Genomic DNA, 18,442 nt, shown 5'->3' with positions numbered 1-18,442 from the left:
CTCCCCAGGTCAGCGGCCGCCCTGGCGCATCAGGAGGTCGCGCAGGGCGCGGGTGTGGCGGCGGCTGACGGCGAGTTCGGCCTCCCCGATGCGCACACTCATGCTGCCCGCGTCCAGGCGCAGCTCGTCGATCCGGCCCAGCGCCACGAGGTGGCGGCGGTGGATCCGCACGAAGCCGCGGGAGCGCCAGCGCTCCTCCAGGGTGGTCAGCGGGATGCGGACGAGATGGCTGCCGCCGGCGGTGTGCAGGCGGGCGTAGTCGCCCTGGGCCTCGGCGTAGGCGATCTCGTCGATGGGGATGAAGCGTATGACGCCGCCGAGCTCGACCGGGATCTGGTCGCCCGCGGTGTCGTGGACGGGTGCGGACCGGTCCCCCACCTGTTCGGCGACCCGGCGGACGGCTTCGGCCAGGCGTTCGCGGCGGACCGGTTTGAGGACGTAGTCGACGGCCTTGAGGTCGAAGGCGTGGACGGCGAAGCCCTCGTGCGCGGTGACGAAGACGATGAGCGGGGGCGCGGCGAATCCGGCGAGGAGCTGGGCGACGTCGAGCCCGGTGAGACCGGCCATGTGGATGTCGAGGAAGACCACGTCGATCGCGGACGGGTCGTCGGGGCCCGCGTCCACCGCGCTGCCGATGCGGCGCAGTGCCTCGGTCGCACCGGTGGCGCCCTCGGCGCTGCGGACACGGGGGTCGGCGCGCAGGAGGTAGAGGAGCTCCTCCAGGGCGGGTTGTTCGTCGTCGACGGCGAGTACGCGCAGCATGGGCCGGAGTTTAGGACCTGTGGCGGCCGATGGCGTGAGTGATGCGCGGCTTGTTCCCGTACCGCAGTACATGCAGACGACCGAACCCCACGTCCGGGTGGGGGCCTATGCGCTGGGTGTGCTCGGGAGCGCCGACACCTTCCGCTTCGAGGAGCATCTGGCGGACTGCCCCGGGTGCCGGGTGCGGGCCGGCGAGTTCGCCGGGGTGCGGGACGGTCTGGCGGTGGTGGGGCCGCCGGTGGCCCCGGGGCCCGGGCTCGCGGAGCGTCTGACGGCCGCGGTGGCGGCGGGGCGACGCAGGGCGGGCCGGCGGCGGCTCGCCCTGGTGGCGGCCGCGGTGGTGCTGGCGGTGTCCGGCCCGGCGGCGGTGGCCGGGCTGTCGGGAGGTCCGGCGGAGGGGGCGGGCACGCAGCGGTGGTCCGGGACGGACGGGGCGTCGGGGGTGGCCGCGGTGGTGACCGCGGCGGGGCGGGAGTGGGGGACGGCGGTCGCGCTGGAGGTGGCGCGGGTTCCGGTGGTGGGCGTGTGCGCGCTGGTCGCGGTGGGCCGGGACGGCAGCGAGGAGACGGTGGGCAGCTGGTCGGCCGGGGGCACGGAGGACGGTCCGGTGGAGATGTCGGGCGGGGCGGCGCTGCGGCCGGAGGGCATCGACCACTTCGAGGTGCGCACGGCGGACGGGCGGCGGCTGGTGACGGTGACGCGGTGAGCCCCCGGGTCACTTGAGGAACTTGGAGAGCCTGCGGTCGGCCAGCGGCTTCCCGCCCGTCTGGCAGGTGGGGCAGTACTGGAGCGATGAGTCGCTGAAGGAGACCTCCAGGATCGTGTCCCCGCAGACCGGGCAGGCCTCGCCGGTCCTGCCGTGGACCCGCATCCCGGTCTTCTTCTCCGCCTTGAGCTTTCCCGCCTCCACCCCGCTGGAGCGGTCCACGGCGTCCCGCAGGGTGGTGCGCAGCGCCGTGTACAGCCGGGTGACGTCGTCCTCGGTCAGGTCGGCGGTCCGCTTGAACGGGGACATCTTCGCGACGTGCAGGATCTCGTCGCTGTAGGCGTTGCCGATGCCCGCGATCAGCGACTGGTCGCGCAGCGCGCCCTTGATCTGGCGGCGTTCCCCGGCGAGCAGCGCGGCGAACGTGTCGCGGTCGAAGGCGTCGGCGAGGGGGTCGGGGCCGAGAGTCGCGATACGGGGGACGTCCATGGGGTCGTGGACGAGGTGGACCGAGAGGCTCTTCTTGGTGCCCATCTCGGTCAGGTCGAAGCCGTCGCCTTCCGTGGTCACCAGGCGCAGGGCGAGCGGGCCCTTGCCGGGCCGGGGCGGGGCGGCGGGGAAGGAGTCCTTCCAGCGGAGCCAGCCGGCCCGGGCGAGGTGGGTGCACAGGTGGAGTCCGCCCGCCTCGATGTCGAGGAACTTGCCGTGCCGGGCGACCGAGGTGACCCTCGTGCCCTCCAGGGCGGTCAGCGGCGGGTCGTACGTCTTCAGGACGCTGATCGCCAGGGGGAGCACACGGGCGATCTCCTTGCCGGCCAGGTGGTCGTCGAGGAAGACCCGCAGGGCTTCGACTTCGGGCAGTTCGGGCATGGCTCAAGCCTGCCGCAGCCGGTGCGCCGCTGCCTGTCAGGACACCGGTGTGCGGTCCGGTCCAGCGACGAGGGCGTACAGCTCCGTGAACTCGTCCTCGACCGCCGCGGCGAGCCGGTCCAGGTCGGGCAGGGCCTTGCCGTCGGCCACCAGGCCCACGTGCACCCGCCCGCCGTAGGTGGACAGGGCGACCGCCAGGGACTGGCCCCGGGCCAGCGGCGCCATGGGGTAGAGGGCGGTCAGCGGGCAGCCGCCCAGCGAGAGCGCGGAGCGGGGCAGCGGCACGCTGGTGACCAGCACGTCGAACAGCATGCGGGCGGCGTTGGCCGCCAGCGGTGCGCCGAACCGGTGTGCCAGCGGCGGCAGTTGGTCGGCGAGTACGGCGACGGCTCCGGCGCCCTTCAGGGGGCCCGCCGCCTTGTTGCGGTCCATCGCGGTCCGGACCGCCCGGAGCCGCTCGCGCGGGTCGGCGGCGGTGACCGGCAGGCCCAGCAGATAGGCGGAGAGCCGGTTACCGGAGGCAGTGGGTCCGCCGGGCCGGCGCCGGGAGACGGGCACCAGGGCGCGTGGGTCGGCGGCGGGCAGGGACTCGCCGCGCTCGGCCATCCAGCGGCGCAGGGCCCCGGCGACGACGGCCAGGAGGATGTCGTTGGCCGTGCCGCCCTCGGCGCGCCGGATCCGCTGGAGGTCCCCGGCGTCGAGGTCGGCGGTGGCCAGGCGCCGGGTGCCGCTGGAGGGTGCGGTGAGGGCGGAGGGACCCCACAGGTCGAGGCGGCCGGCGCGGACGACGGAGGCCCCCACGCCGAGCGCCCGGCCGACCTCGCCGATCCGCCCGAGCGCCATGCCCGCCATCTCGCGGGGGTCGGGCAGCCAGGAGCGGGGAGGAACGGCGGTGCGGCCCCGGGCGGTCGTGCGGGCGCTGGTGGCGGCAGCGATCTCGTCGAAGATCCCGGCCCCGATGGCGACCGCCCGCATCCCGTCGGCCAGGGCGTGGTGCAGCTTGACCAGGACGGCGAAGGGCCCGCCCTCCGCCCCGCAGATGAGGTACATCCGCCAGGGCGGCAGACCGCGCCCGAGCGGCCGCTCCATCAGTTCGCCGGCCAGCCGGGTGGCCCCCGCCATGAAGTCGCCGTCGACCACGACGACCCGCTCGACGTGCCGGTGCACGTCGAAGTCCTTGTCCACCGTCCAGGCCTTGCCGCCGACCGGCAGCAGGACGTCCCGCACGCCCATGCGCAGCCGGGGGATCGCGGCGGCGCGGGTCCCGAGCAGGTCGAGGATCAGCTCCGGGCCGACGCCGGGGGCCGGGGCGAAGACGGCGAGCGCGCCCAGGTGCATCGGATGGGCGTTTGATTCGAGGTGCCAGAAAGCAAGGTCGAGCGGGGCGAGAAGCTCGGTACTCAACGGGGGCCTCATGTCGTCGAAGCGGCGGGGCCGGGTGGGCGGGCCCCTCGCAGTCAATCGTTCGCGATCGGTCACGGTCAAGCACAGACATATTACGCACTGTTACATCGGCGCGTCGGTCACGCGCGTACCGAATGCCCGGGGGGCGGCCTTCAGCGGGTCGGGATGAGGAACTCGCACCACACGCATTTGCCGCTGCCCCGCGAATCCACGCCCCAGACGTCGGCCAGCCGGTCGACCAGCATCAGGCCGCGCCCCGACACCCCGTCCTCCCCCGCGTCGCGGCGCCGGGGAAGAGCGCTGGAGCGGTCCTCGACGTCGACGCGCAGCCGTCGCTCGGTTCCGGCGAGCACCCGGATCGTCACGACGGCCCCACCGTCGGTGTGCATGAGCGCGTTGGTGATCAGCTCGTCGGCCGCGAGCTCGATCTCGTCGGCCCGGTCCTTCGCGCCCCAGGCCCGGACCGCGGCCCGGATCATGTGCCGGGACGAGCTCAGCGCCTCGGGGTCGTTCTGGGCGACGTGCTGCTGGAGCCGGCCGCCCGGCTGCGGGGCGTGCGCGGCCCGGCGGCGCAGCAGCAGGACCGCGACATCGTCCTGGCCGCCGCGCCCGTCGACCGCGTCGCAGAGCTGGTCGGCCAGTTTCTGCAGGTCCTGGGGGCCGTTGGCGACGAGGGAGGTGAGCCGCTGCATGCCTTCGTCGAGGTCGGAGCCCGGCAGTTCGACGAGACCGTCGGTGAACAGGATCATCGTCTGGCCGGGGTCCAGTTCGACCGTGGAGACCGGATACTCCAGCCGGCCGAACTCCGCCGAGAGGCCGAGCGGCAGACCGCCCTCGGAGACCACGCGGCGGCAGCTCCCGTCGACGTCCCGCACCACCGGGTCCACATGCCCGGCCCGGACCACCTGCACGACCCCCGTGGTGAGGTCGACCTCGGCGTAGGTGCAGGTGGCGAAGCGGTCGGTGTCCAGTTCATGCAGGAAGACGGAGGCGCGCGCCACGACCGTGGCGGGGCTGTGCCCCTCGGCGGCGTACGCACGCAGCACGATCCTGAGCTGTCCCATGACGGCGGCGGCGTGGGTGTCGTGCCCCTGGACGTCCCCGATGACGGCGCCGACCCGGCCGCCGGGCAGCGGGATGAGGTCGTACCAGTCGCCGCCGATGTCCCGGCCGAGGCGGGCCGAGCGGTAGCGGACGGCGACCTGCGCCCCGGGCACGGACGGGATCCGGCGGGGCAGCATGGCCTGCTGGAGGCCCTCGGCGAGGTCGTGCTCCTGTTCGTAGAGCATCGCGCGCTGGAGGCTCTGGGCGATCGAGGTGCCGAGCGCCATCAGCAGGTTGCGTTCGTCGGCGGTGAAGCCGCCCTTGTCCCGGTAGAGCAGGCCGAGCGCGCCGATCGGGCGGGCCTGGGCGATCAGCGGCATGTAGGCGGCGGAGGTGATCCCGAGGTGGCTGATGTCGGGCCACAGGATCGGATAGGAGGCGGCGAAGTCCTCGGCGGACTCGATGAAGCGCGGCGACAGCGTGCGGACCACTTCGCTCATCGGGTACTGCTCGTCCACCCGGGTGTACCGGGTGCCGGGGACGTACGCGCCCTCGGGGCCGTCGGCCACCAGGTGGATGCGGCCGGATTCCAGCAGGCCCATGACGAGGCTGGTGGCTCCGAGGTGGGCGAGGCCCTGGGAGTTCTTGAGGACGGCGATGACGTCCTTGACCGTACGGGCGTGGGCCAGGGCGGCGGTGGTTCCCTCGACCAGACTCGTGCGCTGGCGGCGCTCCTCGTCCAGTTCGCGGCGGGCGGTGGAGTCGGCCAGTTCCTGGGTGGCGTCGCGGACGATCCCGATGATGCGGCGGGGGCGTCCGGTCCCGTCCCGGCGGACGAAGCCCTGGGTGTGGGTCCAGCGCAGGGTGCCGTCGCGCCGCTGGATGCGGAAGTACGCGCCGTAGTTGGTGCGCCCGCTCTTCAGGGCGTGCGAGACCAGCCCGTCCAGACGCTGGGCCTCGTCCGTCGGTACGCGCGGTGACAGCGAGGCCGGCCGGTCGTCGTATTCGTCCGGGGTCAGGTCGAACACGTCCAGAGCGGTCCGGTCCATGTGCATGAGGCCGGTGTCGAGATCCCAGTCGAAGCTGCCCATACGGTTCAGGGCGAGGCTGAGGTCCGGGTGGGCGGGCCAGTCTTCGGGGAGCGACAGGGCACCCGCTACCCGATCATCCATGTGGGCCACTCTGCCACCATTTTTCCTATTCCTCTTGTCCGATTCCGCCGCTCGGACCGCGACCGTCAGCCCGCGAACACGTCGCCGAGATCCGCTTCCATGGGCACGTCCGGCTCCGCGGGCGCGTCCGGCCCGTCCGGCTCCTCCGGCTCGGCGGGGAAGACCTGGGTCGGCTCCGGCGCCACCTCCTCGGGGACGCCCTCCTCGTACTCCCACGGCTCCTCGGGCGGCGTGTCGCCGAAGTCGTCGGACGACTCGTCGGGTCCGGGGTCTGTCGGCGCTTCCGGTTCGGTGGGGGCCGGGTCGGACGGGGTGGAGTCCGGGGACGGAGGCTCGGAGGGGCGGCCCGGGGACGGGAAGAGCAGGTCGGCGTCGGGCTCGAAGGGCGGCGGGTCGTCCGGGTCCCGGTCACGGCCGCCGCTGTCGCCCATGGCCCGCTCGATCCAGCTGTTGTCGTCGGTGTTCACGATGATCAGGCTCGTGGCCGCCTTGACGCCCGGTTCGACGGCCACGATGCGCGCGGGGTCGTAGCCGGGCCAGCGCTCGCCCCGGTGGGCGACCTTCCCGTCGGCGACCACGGGCGGGCCCAGCGGGTTGCCGCAGGCGCAGCGGACCCGGGGCATTCCGCGGCTGTCGACGAGGACGGCGGTGCCCGCCTGGAGGACGGCCTGGAAGGCGGTGGCCGATCCGGCGCTGTAGCCGTGGTTCGTGACCTGGGCGTCGGCGCGCAGGACGACCGGGGTGAGGGACTTCAGATAGCCCGGGATCTGTACGGCCTCGATGCCGGCCGCCTCGGCGAAGGCGCTCGCCTTCTTCTTGTCGTCCGTCAGGAGGGTGGTCTGCTTCTCGACATCGCAGGCGGCGACCGATCGGGTGCCGCCGTAGAGCCCGGGGACAGCGCCGGAGACCGGATGGACCGTACGGGTGCCGGAGTCCGGTTCGCCGTCCGGTGCGCCGGTGGCGGACGGGGAGTCCGCCGCCCGCGCCGTGGACGCGGTGAACGGTCCGGGGCCGGGGGAAGCGATCGGCTGGAGGAGGACGTCCGTGGCCTCCGCGGTGCCCGTGGTGCCCTTCGCCGTGCGGTCGCCGCCCTCGCCGCAGCCGGCGACGGCGAGCAGCACCCCGGCGGACAGCGCGGCGAGCGCGGTACGCCGGAAACGTCGTTGTGAGCGCACAGAGCTCTCCTGCCTGTCCCGGGGAACGGTTCGGTGTCACCATCTGTGCCGCACCGGGCACGGACCCGCAAGCGGACAGGCGGCCGCCACCCCCCGTCTTGAACGCGTTCAATTGTTCCTCTACGCTCACACCAGTGAGTTGAACACGTTCAAATGAGGGGGGGAAGTCATGTCCGCACTGGTCAACACCATCGTCATGCTGGGCATGCTCGTCGTCGTGCCGGCGGGTCTGCGGCTGACCGAGCAACGGGAGCTGGAGCGGATCCGCCGGCTCTGGCCACTCTTCGCCGCGCCGGGCGCGCTCGCCCTCTGGCTGCCGCGCGGCGCCACGGCCACGGCGCTCGCCTGCGTCTACGCCGTAGGGACCGCGCTGCTCGCCCTGCACGCCCCACGCCGGGCGGCCCGGGGCCGGAGCCTCGACCCGGCCGGGATCGCCCTGCTCACCGCGCTGGTCACCCCGGCCGTCGCCGCGACCGCCCTGGTCGCCGAGCGTTCGGGGCACGAGCTGTTCGGATTCGATCTCGGCATCCTGGCGCTGACCGTGCCGCACTTCCACTTCGCCGGATTCGCCGCCGCCCTGATCACCGGGCTGGTATGCCGGGTCTCCCACGGTCCCGCGGGCGGCTTCGCCGCGCTGAGCGTGCCGCTGGGCACCCTCCTCGTCCTCGTCGGGTACTTCATCGGCGACTGGGCCGAACTCGCCGGGGCCGTCGTCCTGACGGCCGGGATGTGGACGGTGGGCCTGCTGACCTGGCGCATGGGGCACGAGGAGGGACGGGACCGGACGACGCGGCTCCTGCTGCTCTCCACCGCCGCCGTCCTGGTGGCGACGATGCTGCTCGCGCTGAGCTGGGCGCTCGGTGAGGCCACCGGGCTCCCCCACCCCACCCTGACCTGGATGGCCGCCACCCACGGTCTCGGCAACGCGCTCGGCTTCGCGCTCGGCTCGCTGCTGGCCTGGCGGCGCATCCACACCCACGACGCCTCCCGCACCGTCGTCCGCACCCACACCGAAGGCAGGACCGCATGAGCACCCTCACCTACCCGGAGGTCGGCGCGACCCGGCTCGGCCCGCTTCCCCGGGGCTACCACCACCTCCACCACCGCAGCGCGGTCGGCCGGGGACCGGCCGACTTCGCGGCCGCCGGCGCGGCGATCACCGAGTGGCGGATGCACCGTGCGTCGGGCGCCCGGGTGGAGGCTTCGGCCCGGCGCGCGGAGCCCGGCGGAAGCGTCCGGGTCTCCCTGGGCCTGGGCCCGCTGCGCCTCACCGCCCCGTGCGAGGTGATCTGGACGGCGTACGGGGAGGACGGCCGCACGGGCTTCGGCTACGGCACCCTGGCCGGGCATCCGGAGCACGGCGAGGAGTGCTTCGTGGTGGACCTCGCGGACGACGGCACGGTGTGGTTCACCGTCCTGGCATTCTCGCGCCCCGCCTCCTGGTACGCCCGGCTCGGCGGGCCGCTGGTGCCGGTCGTGCAGCACTGGTACGCGCGCAGGCTCGGCCGTACGCTCCGCCGGATCGTCGCCGCGGGGTGAGCCGCCCGAGCCGGAGACCGAGGGCCCGGGACCGCCCGCTCCGCACCGGCGGGGAGCCCCAGGCCGCCCCCGGGCCGATACTGGCAGGGATGGAATGGTTCACCGCCGACGGCTACTGGCTGAGCCGGCTGATCTTCCAGCGGGCCCTGGCCGTGGTCTATCTGGTCGCCTTCCTCTCCGCCGCGCTCCAGTTCCGGGCGCTGATCGGCGAGCGCGGCATGCTGCCCGTCCCCGACCTGCTGCGGCGCACCCCGTGGCGAGCCGCTCCGGGGCTCTTCCGGCTGCACTACTCGGACCGCCTCTTTGCCGCCGTCGCCTGGAGCGGCTGCGCCGTCTCGGTGGCGCTGATCGCCGGTCTCGACGGTCTGCTGCCGTTGTGGGGCGGGATGCTGCTCTGGGCGTTGCCGTGGGTGCTGTATCTGTCGATCGTCCAGGTGGGGCAGGTCTGGTACGGGTTCGGCTGGGAGTCGCTGCTGCTGGAGACGGGGTTCCTGGCGGTCTTCCTCGGCACCGGGGACACCGCCGCGCCGGTCCTGGTGCTGTGGCTGCTGCGGTGGCTGCTGTTCCGGGTGGAGTTCGGCGCGGGGCTGATCAAGATGCGGGGCGACGCGTGCTGGCGGGAGCTGACCTGCCTGGACTTCCATCACGAGACCCAGCCGATGCCGGGGCCGCTGAGCTGGTTCTTCCACCATCTGCCCCGGCCCGTGCACCGGGTGGAGGTGGCGGCCAACCATGTCACCCAGCTGCTGGTGCCCTTCCTGCTGTTCACCCCGCAGCCGGTGGCGAGCGCGGCGGCCGGGCTGATGGTCCTCACCCAGCTCTGGCTGGTCCTCTCGGGGAACTTCGCCTGGCTGAACTGGCTCACGATCGCGCTGGCGCTCTCCGTGATCGACTGGACTCCCCTGGCCGGGCCGCCGCCCGCCCAGGCCGCCCCGCCCCTCTGGTACGAGGTGGTCGTCATCGCCGTGACCGCCCTGGTGCTGGTGCTCAGCTACCGCCCGGCGCGCAATCTGGTCTCGCGGCGGCAGGCGATGAACCGGTCCTACGATCCCCTGCACCTGGTCAACACCTATGGCGCGTTCGGTTCGATCAGCCGGATGCGGCTGGAGGTCGTGGTGGAGGGCAGCGCCGATCCGGTGGTGCACGAGGGCACCGAGTGGCGGGAGTACGGTTTTCGCGGCAAGCCGGGCGACCCGCGCAGGCTGCCGCGCCTGTTCGCCCCGTACCACCTGCGGCTCGACTGGATGATGTGGTTCGCGGCGCTCTCCCCCGCGTACGCGCGCTCCTGGTTCGGGCCCTTCGTCGACCGGCTGCTGGAGGGTGACCGGGACACGCTCCGCCTGCTCGGCCACAACCCGTTCCCGGACGGACCGCCCCGCCAGGTGCGCGCCCGGGTGTTCCACTACCGGTTCACCGGGCTCCGGGAGCTGCGGGCCGGCGGATGCTGGTGGCACCGCACCTACGTCCGGGAATTCCTGCGGCCCGTCTCCCGGCCGCTGCCGCCGGAGCGGTAGAGCGGAGGGACGGGCCGCGGGACGCGCTGGAGAGCCTCGGGGGTCAGTCGATGCCGGGCAGGATGTGCGGCTCGGCGAGATCGTCCTCGTATCCGGCGAGCCGGATCGGGGCGGACCTGGCCCAGACCTCGATGTTCCGCAGCTTCTCGGGGCGGCCGGGGCGCCCCGAGGTCCGTTCGGCGGGGCGCATTTCGCGTTCGGTCAGTTCCGGTGTCGTCACCGCGCACTCCTCTGTGTCGCGTCACCCAGGGCGTCGCCGACGCTCCGGCACCGATGCCGGAGCACGACCGCCCCGAGCGTGGCAGGGATGGTGATATGTCGGTCGCGGTGGCGCCGGTTCGGGGCGGAACAGCGGCCGGGTTACCGACCGTGTCCCAGGACGGTCGAGGAACCTTCGTGGGCCCCTCGATGACGTCCGTTCGCATCAGCGTAACCAAATGAGCGCCTCCACGCTCGATAGACCGTGTGCGGTAGGTCACTTTCGGCCACCGGGTAAGCGAAAACCCGGCCCAGGAATCATCCTGGGCCGGGTTCCCTGCCGCCGCGCGGAGACCGTCGGGCCGGTTGGGCCGTCGGGATTACCAGTTCGCCGGGGCGTAGTCCTTGAGGAAGCAGCCGTAGAGGGCCTCGCCGCCCTCACCGCGCACGATCGGGTCGTAGACCCGGGCCGCGCCGTCGACCAGGTCGAGCGGGGCGTGGAAGCCCTCCTCGGCCAGGCGCATCTTGTCCGGGTGCGGGCGCTCGTCGGTGATCCAGCCGGTGTCCACGGCCGTCATCAGGATGCCGTCCTTCTCGAACATCTCCTGGGCGCTGGTGCGCGTCAGCATGTTGAGCGCGGCCTTGGCCATGTTGGTGTGCGGGTGGCCCGCACCCTTGTAGCCACGGCTGAAGACGCCCTCCATCGCCGAGACGTTGACGACGTACGCATGCTTCGCGGCGGTCGCCGCCATCGCCGGGCGCAGCCGGCTGATCAGGATGAACGGTGCGGTGGAGTTGCAGAGCTGGACTTCGAGGAGCTCGATCGGCTCGACCTCGTCGACCGTCTGGATCCAGCTGTTGGTGTCGTGCAGGTCGGGGACGAGGCCGCCCGCGTCGATCGCGGTGCCCGCGGCGATCCGGGCCGGTGATGCGGAGCCGGTGACCAGGGCGAGGTCGGTGACCTCCTGAGCGCTCAGGCCCTCCTTGCGGGCGCTGGGCAGGGCGGCGACCCGGTCGACCGAACCGCTGTTGAACGTGCCGATGACCTCGGCGGCGGGCAGCTCGCCCGCGGGCAGCGGCGCCGACTCCGCGCTCACCAGCTCGCTGTAGGCCCCCGGGGAGCGGCGCACGGTCTGGGCGGCGTTGTTGATCAGGATGTCCAGCGGACCCTCGGCGGCGACGGAGTCGGCCAGCGCGACGACCTGGGCCGGGTCACGGAGGTCGATGCCGACGATCTTCAGCCGGTGGATCCACTCGCCGCTGTCCTCCATCGCCTTGAAGCGGCGGATCGCGTCGTTGGGGAAGCGGGTGGTGATGGTGGTGTGCGCGCCGTCGCGCAGCAGCCGCAGCGCGATGTACATGCCGATCTTCGCCCGGCCGCCGGTGAGCAGCGCCCGGCGTCCGGTCAGGTCCGTACGGGCGTCGCGGCGGGCGCGGTTCTCCTGGGCGCAGGGCTGGCAGAGCTGGTGGTAGAACGCGTCCACCTCGACGTACCGCGTCTTGCAGATGTAGCAGGACCTGGGCCGCTGGAGGATGCCCGCGATCTCGGCCTGGGCGGAGGAGGAGGGCAGCACGCCCTGCGTCTCGTCGTCGATGCGCTCGGCCGAGCCGGTCGCCGTGGCCTCGGTGACGGCCCGGTCGTGGGCGGTCTTCGCGGCGCGGCGCTCCTGGCGGCGGCGCTGCTTCACGGTGCGGTAGATCCCTGCGGTGGCGCGGCGGACGAGGATGGCGTCCGGGTGGTCCACCTCGATCTTGTCGAGCTCGTCGAGCACGCTCAGGCAGACGGCCAGCCGCTCCGGGTCGATTCCGGGACCGAACTCCTCGATCCCGGGAGCGAACTCCGGGCTGTCCTCTGTCACCGTCATTGCCGTTCCTCTGTCATCTTCTCGCCGCGGGTCGTGGATCACCGCAGGCCGAAACACCCCGCTCAAGTTTGCCATGCGCGGGCCACTGCTCCGTTCGGGCGAACGGGTGCCGCAGGAGGGGCGTCCGGAGGGCGATCGAAGAAATCCGAAAAAGATGCGCATGACTTCGCGATGGCGGGGCAGGCGCTGATCCGACACACATGCATTGGTCAACAGGGAGGGCGTCACCATGACGACGATGTCGGCGCGAGCCACCGGAACCACGACGCCGTTGAGCGACGGCCGGATCGGCACGCAGACAACGGACGTCACGGGGGAGCTGCCCTGGATCGAGGACGCCGGGAAGGTGGCCCCGCAGGACGCCCGCGCCCTCTCCAAGATCTTCTTCGACCGCCTCCAGACGCTGGAGGAGGGCACGCACGAGCACCAGTACGCGCGCAACACCCTGATCGAGATGAACCTCTCCCTGGTGCGCTTCGCCGCGTCCCGGTTCCGCAACCGCGGCGGCGACGACACCGAGGACATCATCCAGGTCGGCACGATCGGCCTGATCAAGGCGATCGACCGGTTCGACCTCTCGCGCGAGGTCGAGTTCGCCACCTTCGCCGTGCCCTACATCGTCGGGGAGATCAAGCGGTTCTTCCGCGACACCACCTGGTCGGTGCACGTGCCGCGGCGACTCCAGGAGCTGCGCGTGGACCTCGCCAAGGCGAAGGAACTGCTCTCCGCCAAGCTCGACCGCGACCCCACCGTCAAGGAGCTGGCCGCCCACCTCGACCTCCCCGAGGAGGAGATCATCGAGGGGCTCGTGGCCGCCAACGGCTACTCGGCCGGCTCTCTGGACACGCCGTCCGCGGACAGTGACTCCGGCCAGGAGCAGCGCGCGTACGCCGATGTCCTCGGCGAGGCGGATCCGGGCATGGAGACCGTCGAGAACCTGCACACCCTGGCCCCGCTGCTGGAGCAGCTCGACGACCGGGAGCGCCGGATCGTGCAGATGCGGTTCGGGGCGGAGATGACGCAGTCGCAGATCGGGGCTGAGCTGGGCGTTTCCCAGATGCATGTGTCCCGGCTGCTCAGCCGGATCGTCCAGCAGTTGCGCAAGGGTATGAGCGTCGAGGCGTGAGATCCCGCACACCGTTCGGGTCCCGTCCCGAGTCCGAAGCCGTCCGCCCCTCCGGGCGGGCGGCTTCGTGCCGTCCGCTCTTCCGGGCGGGGGCAGACGAGGCGTATGCCTCGCATATGCTTTGCGATGATCAGGCCGGACGCACCGTGCCGTCGCACGAGAGGGTGAAGGCTTGACCGAGTCACCCGTGGGCGCACCGCAGATCTCTGCGGGCGCGCCCGGTATCCCCACCCAGCAGGTCGGCATCCCCCACCGCCCCGAGTCTCCGCTGTGGACCGCGACGATCCTGCTGGTGGAGGACGATGCCGGCGATGCGCTGCTCGTCGAGGAGATGCTCTCGGACAGCGAGCTGGACTCCGCCCTCACCTGGTGCAAGACACTGGGTGAGGCCCGCACGTTCCTGCGCGCCTCGACCGCGCCGGTGTGCGTGCTGCTCGATCTTCATCTTCCCGACGCCCACGGGCTGGACGCCGTGCGCCAGATCCTGGAGACCGACGGCGAGGCCGCGATCGTCGTCCTGACCGGCCTGGAGGACTCGGGCACCGGGCTCCGCGCGGTCGCCGGAGGCGCCCAGGACTACCTGGTGAAAGGCCGGCTGGGCCCCGAGATCCTCTCGCGCGCGATCCGCTACGCCCTGCAGCGCAAGGAGGTCGAGCGGGCCGCCGCGGCACTGCGCGCCAACCAGCTGATGGCCCAGGAGAACGCCCGGCTGGAGCGTGGTCTGCTGCCCGTACCGCTGCTGCGGGACGACTTGTTCCGGGCCCGTGCACGTTACGAGCCGGGGCGTGTCCACGGGCTGCTGAGCGGTGACTTCTACGACGTCGTGCAGACCGCGGACGGCACGGTGCACGCGGTGATCGGCGATGTCTCCGGGCACGGTGCGGCCGAGGCCGCTCTCGGCGTGTGTCTGCGGGTGGCCTGGCGTACCGCCGTATTGTGCGGCACGTCCCACGTCGAGCAGATCGCCCTGCTGGAGGAGATGCTGGTCGCCGAGCGCTCGGACGCGCACGTGTTCGCCACGGTCACCTCCCTGGTGTTCCCGCCGGACCGGCGAAGCGTCGAGATCCTGCGGGCCGGCCACCCCGGCCTGCTGCTGCGCCAGGGCACCGGTGTGACGTGGGTCGAGCCCGAGGGCGGCATGGCGCTCGGGCTGCTGCCCGGAACGGGCCGATGGCCGACGGTGGACATTCCGCTGTCACCCGGGGCGGGCCTGGTGCTCTTCACCGACGGCCTGTTCGAGGGGCGCGACGGACCGGAAAGCCGCCTGGGCGAGGAAGGGCTGCTGGCGATGGCGGAGGCCAACGGGCATCTGCCGGCCTCCGCGTTCGTCGACGCCCTGGTGGCCGGAGCCGCCGAGGGGGCCGCGCCGTACGGCGGGCTCGCGGACGACGTGGCCGTACTGCACCTGGCTTGGGGATCGGAAGACGATGAGCACTGACAGCACCAAGGCGATACCGGCAACGAGCCTCGCCGCTCGACTGCCGGTGCAGTCCTGGGTCCATCTGATACTCGGCGGTTTCGTCGTGGTCGTCTGCGGCTGCCTCGTGGTCGGCGGACTGGTGCTGTCCCGGATGTCGGAGCGCACCGACGAGCTGGTGGACCGGATCCAGCCGGCGCGATCGGTCTCCTTCCAGCTGCAGAACGCCCTGCTCGACCAGGAGACGGGGGTCCGGGGGTTCGCTCTGACCGGTGACCGCTCCTTCCTGGAGCCGTACGAGGCCGGGAAGAGCGCCGAGCGGGAGCGGCTGGCTCAGGCCCGGGAGCTGGTCGGCGACGACGAGCGGCTCGCGAATGACCTCGACGCCATCGAGGCCGCCGCCGGCCGGTGGCGGCAGGACAAGGCCGAGCCGTTGATCGCGGCGGTACGGGAGAGCGGTCCCAGCCGCTCCGGCACCACCGCGCAGCTCCAGAGCAGCAAGGCGGAGTTCGACAACCTGCGGCGGGCTTACACCACCCAGCAGGGGCATCTGTCCGAGGCCCGGGACCATGCGCGGGCCGACCTGAACGCCGCCCGCACCACCCGCGACTGGGTGGTGGGCATCCTGCTCGGCGTTCTCGTGCTGACCATCGTGGCGCTGAGCGTGCTGCTCCACCGGGTGGTGGGCGTGCCGCTGAACCGGCTCCGCGCCGCCTCCGAAGCGGTGCGCTCGGGCACCTTCGACCGTCGGATCGAGATCGAGGGCCCTTCCGACGTTCAGGCCGTGGCCGGGGCGGTGGAGAACATGCGCCAACGGCTCTCCGACGAGCTGGCCGCGACGCAGAAGCGTGAAGACCTGCTCGCGGACCAGACGCAGGAACTCCGCCGCTCCAACTCCGAGCTGGAGCAGTTCGCGTACGTCGCATCGCACGATCTCCAGGAGCCTCTGCGCAAGGTCGCCTCGTTCTGCCAGCTGCTGGAGAAGCGGTACGGGACGGAGCTGGACGACCGGGGCAAGCAGTACATCGCTTTCGCGGTGGACGGAGCCAAGCGCATGCAGGTGCTCATCAACGACCTGCTGACCTTCTCGCGGGTGGGCCGGGTCCACGAGAGCTGGAAGCCCGTCGGCCTGGGGCGGTCGCTCGACCGTGCCCTGGGCAATCTGGCCGCGGCGGTCGAGGAGTCGGGGGCGGTCGTCGAGCGGCCCGAGGAGCTGCCGGAACTCGTCGGGGACGCCACCGCCCTCACCATGGTCTGGCAGAACCTCGTCGGCAACGCCGTGAAGTTCCGCCACCCCGACCGTCCGCCCCGGATCACCGTCGACTGCGAGCGCGAGGACGAGAACTGGCACCTGACCGTGTCGGACAACGGGATCGGGATCGCGCCCGAGTTCGCGGACAAGGTGTTCGTCATCTTCCAGCGGCTGCACGCCCGGGACGAGTACGACGGCACGGGCATCGGTCTGGCACTCTGCCGGAAGATCATCGAGTTCCACGGTGGCCGGATCTGGCTGGAGCCCGAACCGGGCGAAGGCACCCGGATCCACTTCACCCTGCCGGTCGCGCCCGAGGCGCCCACCCACACCACGGCGGAGCTGCTCGCTCACGCCCAGCTCACCAGCCAGTCGGGAGACGCTTCGTGAACACCCCTGTGCAGCCCATCGAGGTCCTGCTCGTCGAGGACGACCCCGGCGACGAGCTGATGACCCGTGAGGCCTTCGAGGACAACAAGATCCGCAACACCCTGCACGTAGTGCGCGACGGGCAGGAGGCGCTGGACTTCCTCTACCGGCGCGGCGAGTACGCCGAGGCCCCCCGCCCCGACCTGGTACTGCTGGACCTGAACCTGCCCAAGTACGACGGCCGGCAGGTGCTGGAGCAGATCAAGGGTGACCCCGAGCTCGCCCTCATCCCCGTGGTCGTCCTCACCACGTCCTCGGCCGAGGAGGACATCCTGCGCAGTTACAAACTGCACGCCAACGCCTACGTGACGAAGCCGGTGGACCTCGACCAGTTCATCGCGGCGGTCCGCCAGATCGACGAGTTCTTCGTGACCGTGGTGCGGCTGCCCGGACGTGCGTAGGATCGGTCCGGATCTCCTGGAGTGGGATCGTTCGCCACGGGTAGACGATTGGCGGAAAAGGTCTCCGACCCTCACTGCGGCGCCCTGGCTGGAGCACATGAACGAACAGGTCACCTCCTCACCGGAAGAAACGGTTCAGGCGCCGACTTCCGTCGAGGTAGCGCCCTCCGCCGAGGTACTGCTCAGCGCCGAGGTCTTCGACGGCGAGCCGGGCTGCATAGCGCTGGCCCGTGCGCTCGCCGACCGCTTCCTGACGAGGCTCACGGTGGAGTGCCTCGCCCGGATCGGCGAACACACGCGCAGCGACCTGATGCTGGCCGTCAGCGAGCTGGTCACCAACGCCGACCGCTACAGCCACGGCCCCTACATGCTGGAGCTGGAGGGCAACGCGGAGCGCATCAGCGTCACGGTGTACGACAGCAGCACCGCGATGCCCGTGCTGTACGCCCCCGACCCGTCCCGCCTCGGCGGCCACGGCATGGAGATCGTCGTGGCGCTCTGCGACCGGCTCACCGCCGAGCGGGTGCCGGTGGGCAAGCGGATCCGCGCGGAGTTCCAGCTCAGCACCTGAGCCCGCCGGGCTCCCCTCTCAGGCCGCCGCTCCCCTCAGGAGTCGAGCACGGCGGTTGCCTCCACCTCGACCAGGTGGTCCGGGACGTCCAGAGCCGCGACGCCCACCAGCGTGCCCGGCGGTACGGGAGTGGTCCCCAGCCGCGCGGCGGCCCGGGCCACACCCTCCAGGAACAGCGGCAGCTTCTCGGGCGTCCAGTCCACGACGTACACGGTCAGCTTCGCCACGTCCTCGAAGGTGCCGCCGACCGCGGTGAGGGCCGTGCCGATGTTGACGTAACACTGCTCGACCTGTGCGGCGAGATCGCCCGCACCGACGGTGGCGCCGTCCGCGTCCCAGGCGACCTGCCCGGCGATGAAGACCAGCTTCGAGCCGGTCGCGACCGCCACCTGCCGGTAGGCGCCGATCTCCGGCAGTCCGCTCGGGTTCACCAGGGTGATGGCCATACCACTCGCCTCCTCGTCCCGGGGGCCGTGCCCCCCATTGCCCTTCGGACCGGACGGATGCCGGTCACTTGTGGTTACTCAGGAACCGTAGGAGAGTGTGCGTCGACAAGGAAGAACGCACTTTTCGGTGACAGGGGAACCTCATGGTGACCAAGCAGTTCAGCGGCTCGCCCGAGGACGCGGATCTGCGGCGCGCGGACTCGCTGGCGCGCGAGATCTTCTCCGACGTCGCGAACAAGTGGGCGCTCCTGATCATCGAGGCCCTGGGCGAGGGCACTCTCCGCTTCAGCGAGCTGCGGGGCGAGGTCGAGGGCATCAGCCACAAGATGCTCACCCAGAACCTGCGGATGCTGGAGCGCTACGGACTCGTCGAGCGGTGCGTACACCCCACCGTGCCCCCGCGGGTCGAGTACACGCTCACCGAGCCGGGGCAGGGCCTGCGCCGGACGGTCCACGTGATGTGCGACTGGACCCATGAGCACATCGGCCACATCGAGGCCTCCCGCCGCGCCTTCGACGCGTCCTAGGGCGTATCCGGCCGGCCGGTCGGC

General features: G+C 72.0%; 18 protein-coding genes. 10 read left to right on the top strand and 8 right to left on the bottom strand.

The window, feature by feature from the left end; translation table 11 throughout:
• Positions 1-9 precede the first annotated feature (9 nt).
• Positions 10-762, bottom strand: a complete 753-nt coding sequence (locus tag WQO_RS31545; protein ID WP_010058904.1) for a LytR/AlgR family response regulator transcription factor — start codon at positions 760-762, stop codon at positions 10-12.
• 70 nt (positions 763-832) lie between these two features.
• Here WQO_RS31545 and WQO_RS31540 point away from each other — a divergent pair, with 70 nt between their 5' ends.
• The gene (locus tag WQO_RS31540) at positions 833-1,468 is read left to right on the top strand and encodes a zf-HC2 domain-containing protein (protein WP_029182129.1); all 636 of its coding nucleotides are present in this window, start codon (positions 833-835) and stop codon (positions 1,466-1,468) included.
• A 9-nt stretch (positions 1,469-1,477) separates the two neighbouring features.
• On the opposite strand, the gene WQO_RS31535 is transcribed toward WQO_RS31540, so the two are convergent.
• The 4 genes from WQO_RS31535 to WQO_RS31520 all read right to left on the bottom strand — a co-directional run bounded on the left by WQO_RS31535 (position 1,478) and on the right by WQO_RS31520 (position 7,133).
• Positions 1,478-2,338 (bottom strand): Fpg/Nei family DNA glycosylase, encoded by an 861-nt coding sequence (locus WQO_RS31535; protein WP_010058902.1) that lies wholly within the window; start codon positions 2,336-2,338, stop codon positions 1,478-1,480.
• 36 nt (positions 2,339-2,374) lie between these two features.
• Positions 2,375-3,742: a wax ester/triacylglycerol synthase family O-acyltransferase gene (locus WQO_RS31530; protein ID WP_029182128.1), complete on the bottom strand. Its 1,368-nt coding sequence runs from the start codon at positions 3,740-3,742 to the stop codon at positions 2,375-2,377.
• Positions 3,743-3,894: 152 nt separating this feature from the next.
• Positions 3,895-5,958: a SpoIIE family protein phosphatase gene (locus tag WQO_RS31525; protein WP_010058900.1), complete on the bottom strand. Its 2,064-nt coding sequence runs from the start codon at positions 5,956-5,958 to the stop codon at positions 3,895-3,897.
• Positions 5,959-6,023: 65 nt separating this feature from the next.
• Positions 6,024-7,133 carry a DUF6777 domain-containing protein gene (locus WQO_RS31520; protein ID WP_010058899.1) on the bottom strand — a complete coding sequence of 370 codons (1,110 nt, stop codon included), beginning with the start codon at positions 7,131-7,133 and terminating at the stop codon, positions 6,024-6,026.
• Between the two features lie 169 nt (positions 7,134-7,302).
• Between WQO_RS31520 and WQO_RS31515 the strand changes: the two genes are divergently transcribed.
• The 3 genes from WQO_RS31515 to WQO_RS31505 all read left to right on the top strand — a co-directional run bounded on the left by WQO_RS31515 (position 7,303) and on the right by WQO_RS31505 (position 10,186).
• Complete coding sequence (locus tag WQO_RS31515; RefSeq protein ID WP_010058897.1) at positions 7,303-8,163, top strand: YndJ family protein; 861 nt, start codon at positions 7,303-7,305, stop codon at positions 8,161-8,163.
• The gene (locus WQO_RS31510; protein WP_010058895.1) at positions 8,160-8,672 is read left to right on the top strand and encodes a DUF1990 family protein; all 513 of its coding nucleotides are present in this window, start codon (positions 8,160-8,162) and stop codon (positions 8,670-8,672) included. Before WQO_RS31515 ends, WQO_RS31510 begins: the two co-directional genes overlap by 4 nt.
• A gap of 89 nt (positions 8,673-8,761) precedes the next feature.
• Positions 8,762-10,186, top strand: a complete 1,425-nt coding sequence (locus tag WQO_RS31505) for a lipase maturation factor family protein (RefSeq protein WP_010058893.1) — start codon at positions 8,762-8,764, stop codon at positions 10,184-10,186.
• A 43-nt stretch (positions 10,187-10,229) separates the two neighbouring features.
• Here the strand turns inward: WQO_RS31505 and WQO_RS36180 are convergent, their stop codons facing one another.
• Together WQO_RS36180 and WQO_RS31500 are read right to left on the bottom strand one after the other, a co-directional pair.
• Complete coding sequence (locus WQO_RS36180) at positions 10,230-10,406, bottom strand: hypothetical protein (RefSeq protein ID WP_010058891.1); 177 nt, start codon at positions 10,404-10,406, stop codon at positions 10,230-10,232.
• Positions 10,407-10,764: 358 nt separating this feature from the next.
• Positions 10,765-12,249, bottom strand: a complete 1,485-nt coding sequence (locus WQO_RS31500; protein ID WP_010058890.1) for an SDR family NAD(P)-dependent oxidoreductase — start codon at positions 12,247-12,249, stop codon at positions 10,765-10,767.
• A 229-nt stretch (positions 12,250-12,478) separates the two neighbouring features.
• Between WQO_RS31500 and WQO_RS31495 the strand changes: the two genes are divergently transcribed.
• From WQO_RS31495 to WQO_RS31475, 5 genes are all read left to right on the top strand, one after another.
• On the top strand, positions 12,479-13,375 hold the full coding sequence (locus WQO_RS31495) for an RNA polymerase sigma factor SigF (RefSeq protein WP_010058889.1): 897 nt from the start codon (positions 12,479-12,481) through the stop codon (positions 13,373-13,375).
• A 172-nt stretch (positions 13,376-13,547) separates the two neighbouring features.
• Entirely contained in the window at positions 13,548-14,813 is a 1,266-nt protein-coding gene (locus WQO_RS31490; protein ID WP_010058888.1) for a PP2C family protein-serine/threonine phosphatase, read from the top strand.
• Positions 14,803-16,434 (top strand): sensor histidine kinase, encoded by a 1,632-nt coding sequence (locus tag WQO_RS31485; protein ID WP_050992280.1) that lies wholly within the window; start codon positions 14,803-14,805, stop codon positions 16,432-16,434. Before WQO_RS31490 ends, WQO_RS31485 begins: the two co-directional genes overlap by 11 nt.
• Complete coding sequence (locus tag WQO_RS31480) at positions 16,431-16,874, top strand: response regulator (protein WP_010058886.1); 444 nt, start codon at positions 16,431-16,433, stop codon at positions 16,872-16,874. Before WQO_RS31485 ends, WQO_RS31480 begins: the two co-directional genes overlap by 4 nt.
• A gap of 97 nt (positions 16,875-16,971) precedes the next feature.
• The gene (locus tag WQO_RS31475; RefSeq protein ID WP_010058884.1) at positions 16,972-17,445 is read left to right on the top strand and encodes an ATP-binding protein; all 474 of its coding nucleotides are present in this window, start codon (positions 16,972-16,974) and stop codon (positions 17,443-17,445) included.
• Between the two features lie 35 nt (positions 17,446-17,480).
• On the opposite strand, the gene WQO_RS31470 is transcribed toward WQO_RS31475, so the two are convergent.
• A complete protein-coding gene (locus WQO_RS31470) occupies positions 17,481-17,891 on the bottom strand; it encodes a RidA family protein (RefSeq protein ID WP_010058882.1) in 411 nt (136 codons plus the stop codon).
• Positions 17,892-18,034: 143 nt separating this feature from the next.
• Between WQO_RS31470 and WQO_RS31465 the strand changes: the two genes are divergently transcribed.
• Positions 18,035-18,418, top strand: a complete 384-nt coding sequence (locus tag WQO_RS31465; protein WP_010058881.1) for a winged helix-turn-helix transcriptional regulator — start codon at positions 18,035-18,037, stop codon at positions 18,416-18,418.
• Positions 18,419-18,442 lie beyond the last annotated feature (24 nt).

The sequence above is a fragment of the Streptomyces globisporus C-1027 genome, from assembly GCF_000261345.2.
Taxonomy (GTDB): domain Bacteria; phylum Actinomycetota; class Actinomycetes; order Streptomycetales; family Streptomycetaceae; genus Streptomyces; species Streptomyces pakalii.
This window is presented reverse-complemented; position numbering and strand designations above follow the sequence as displayed.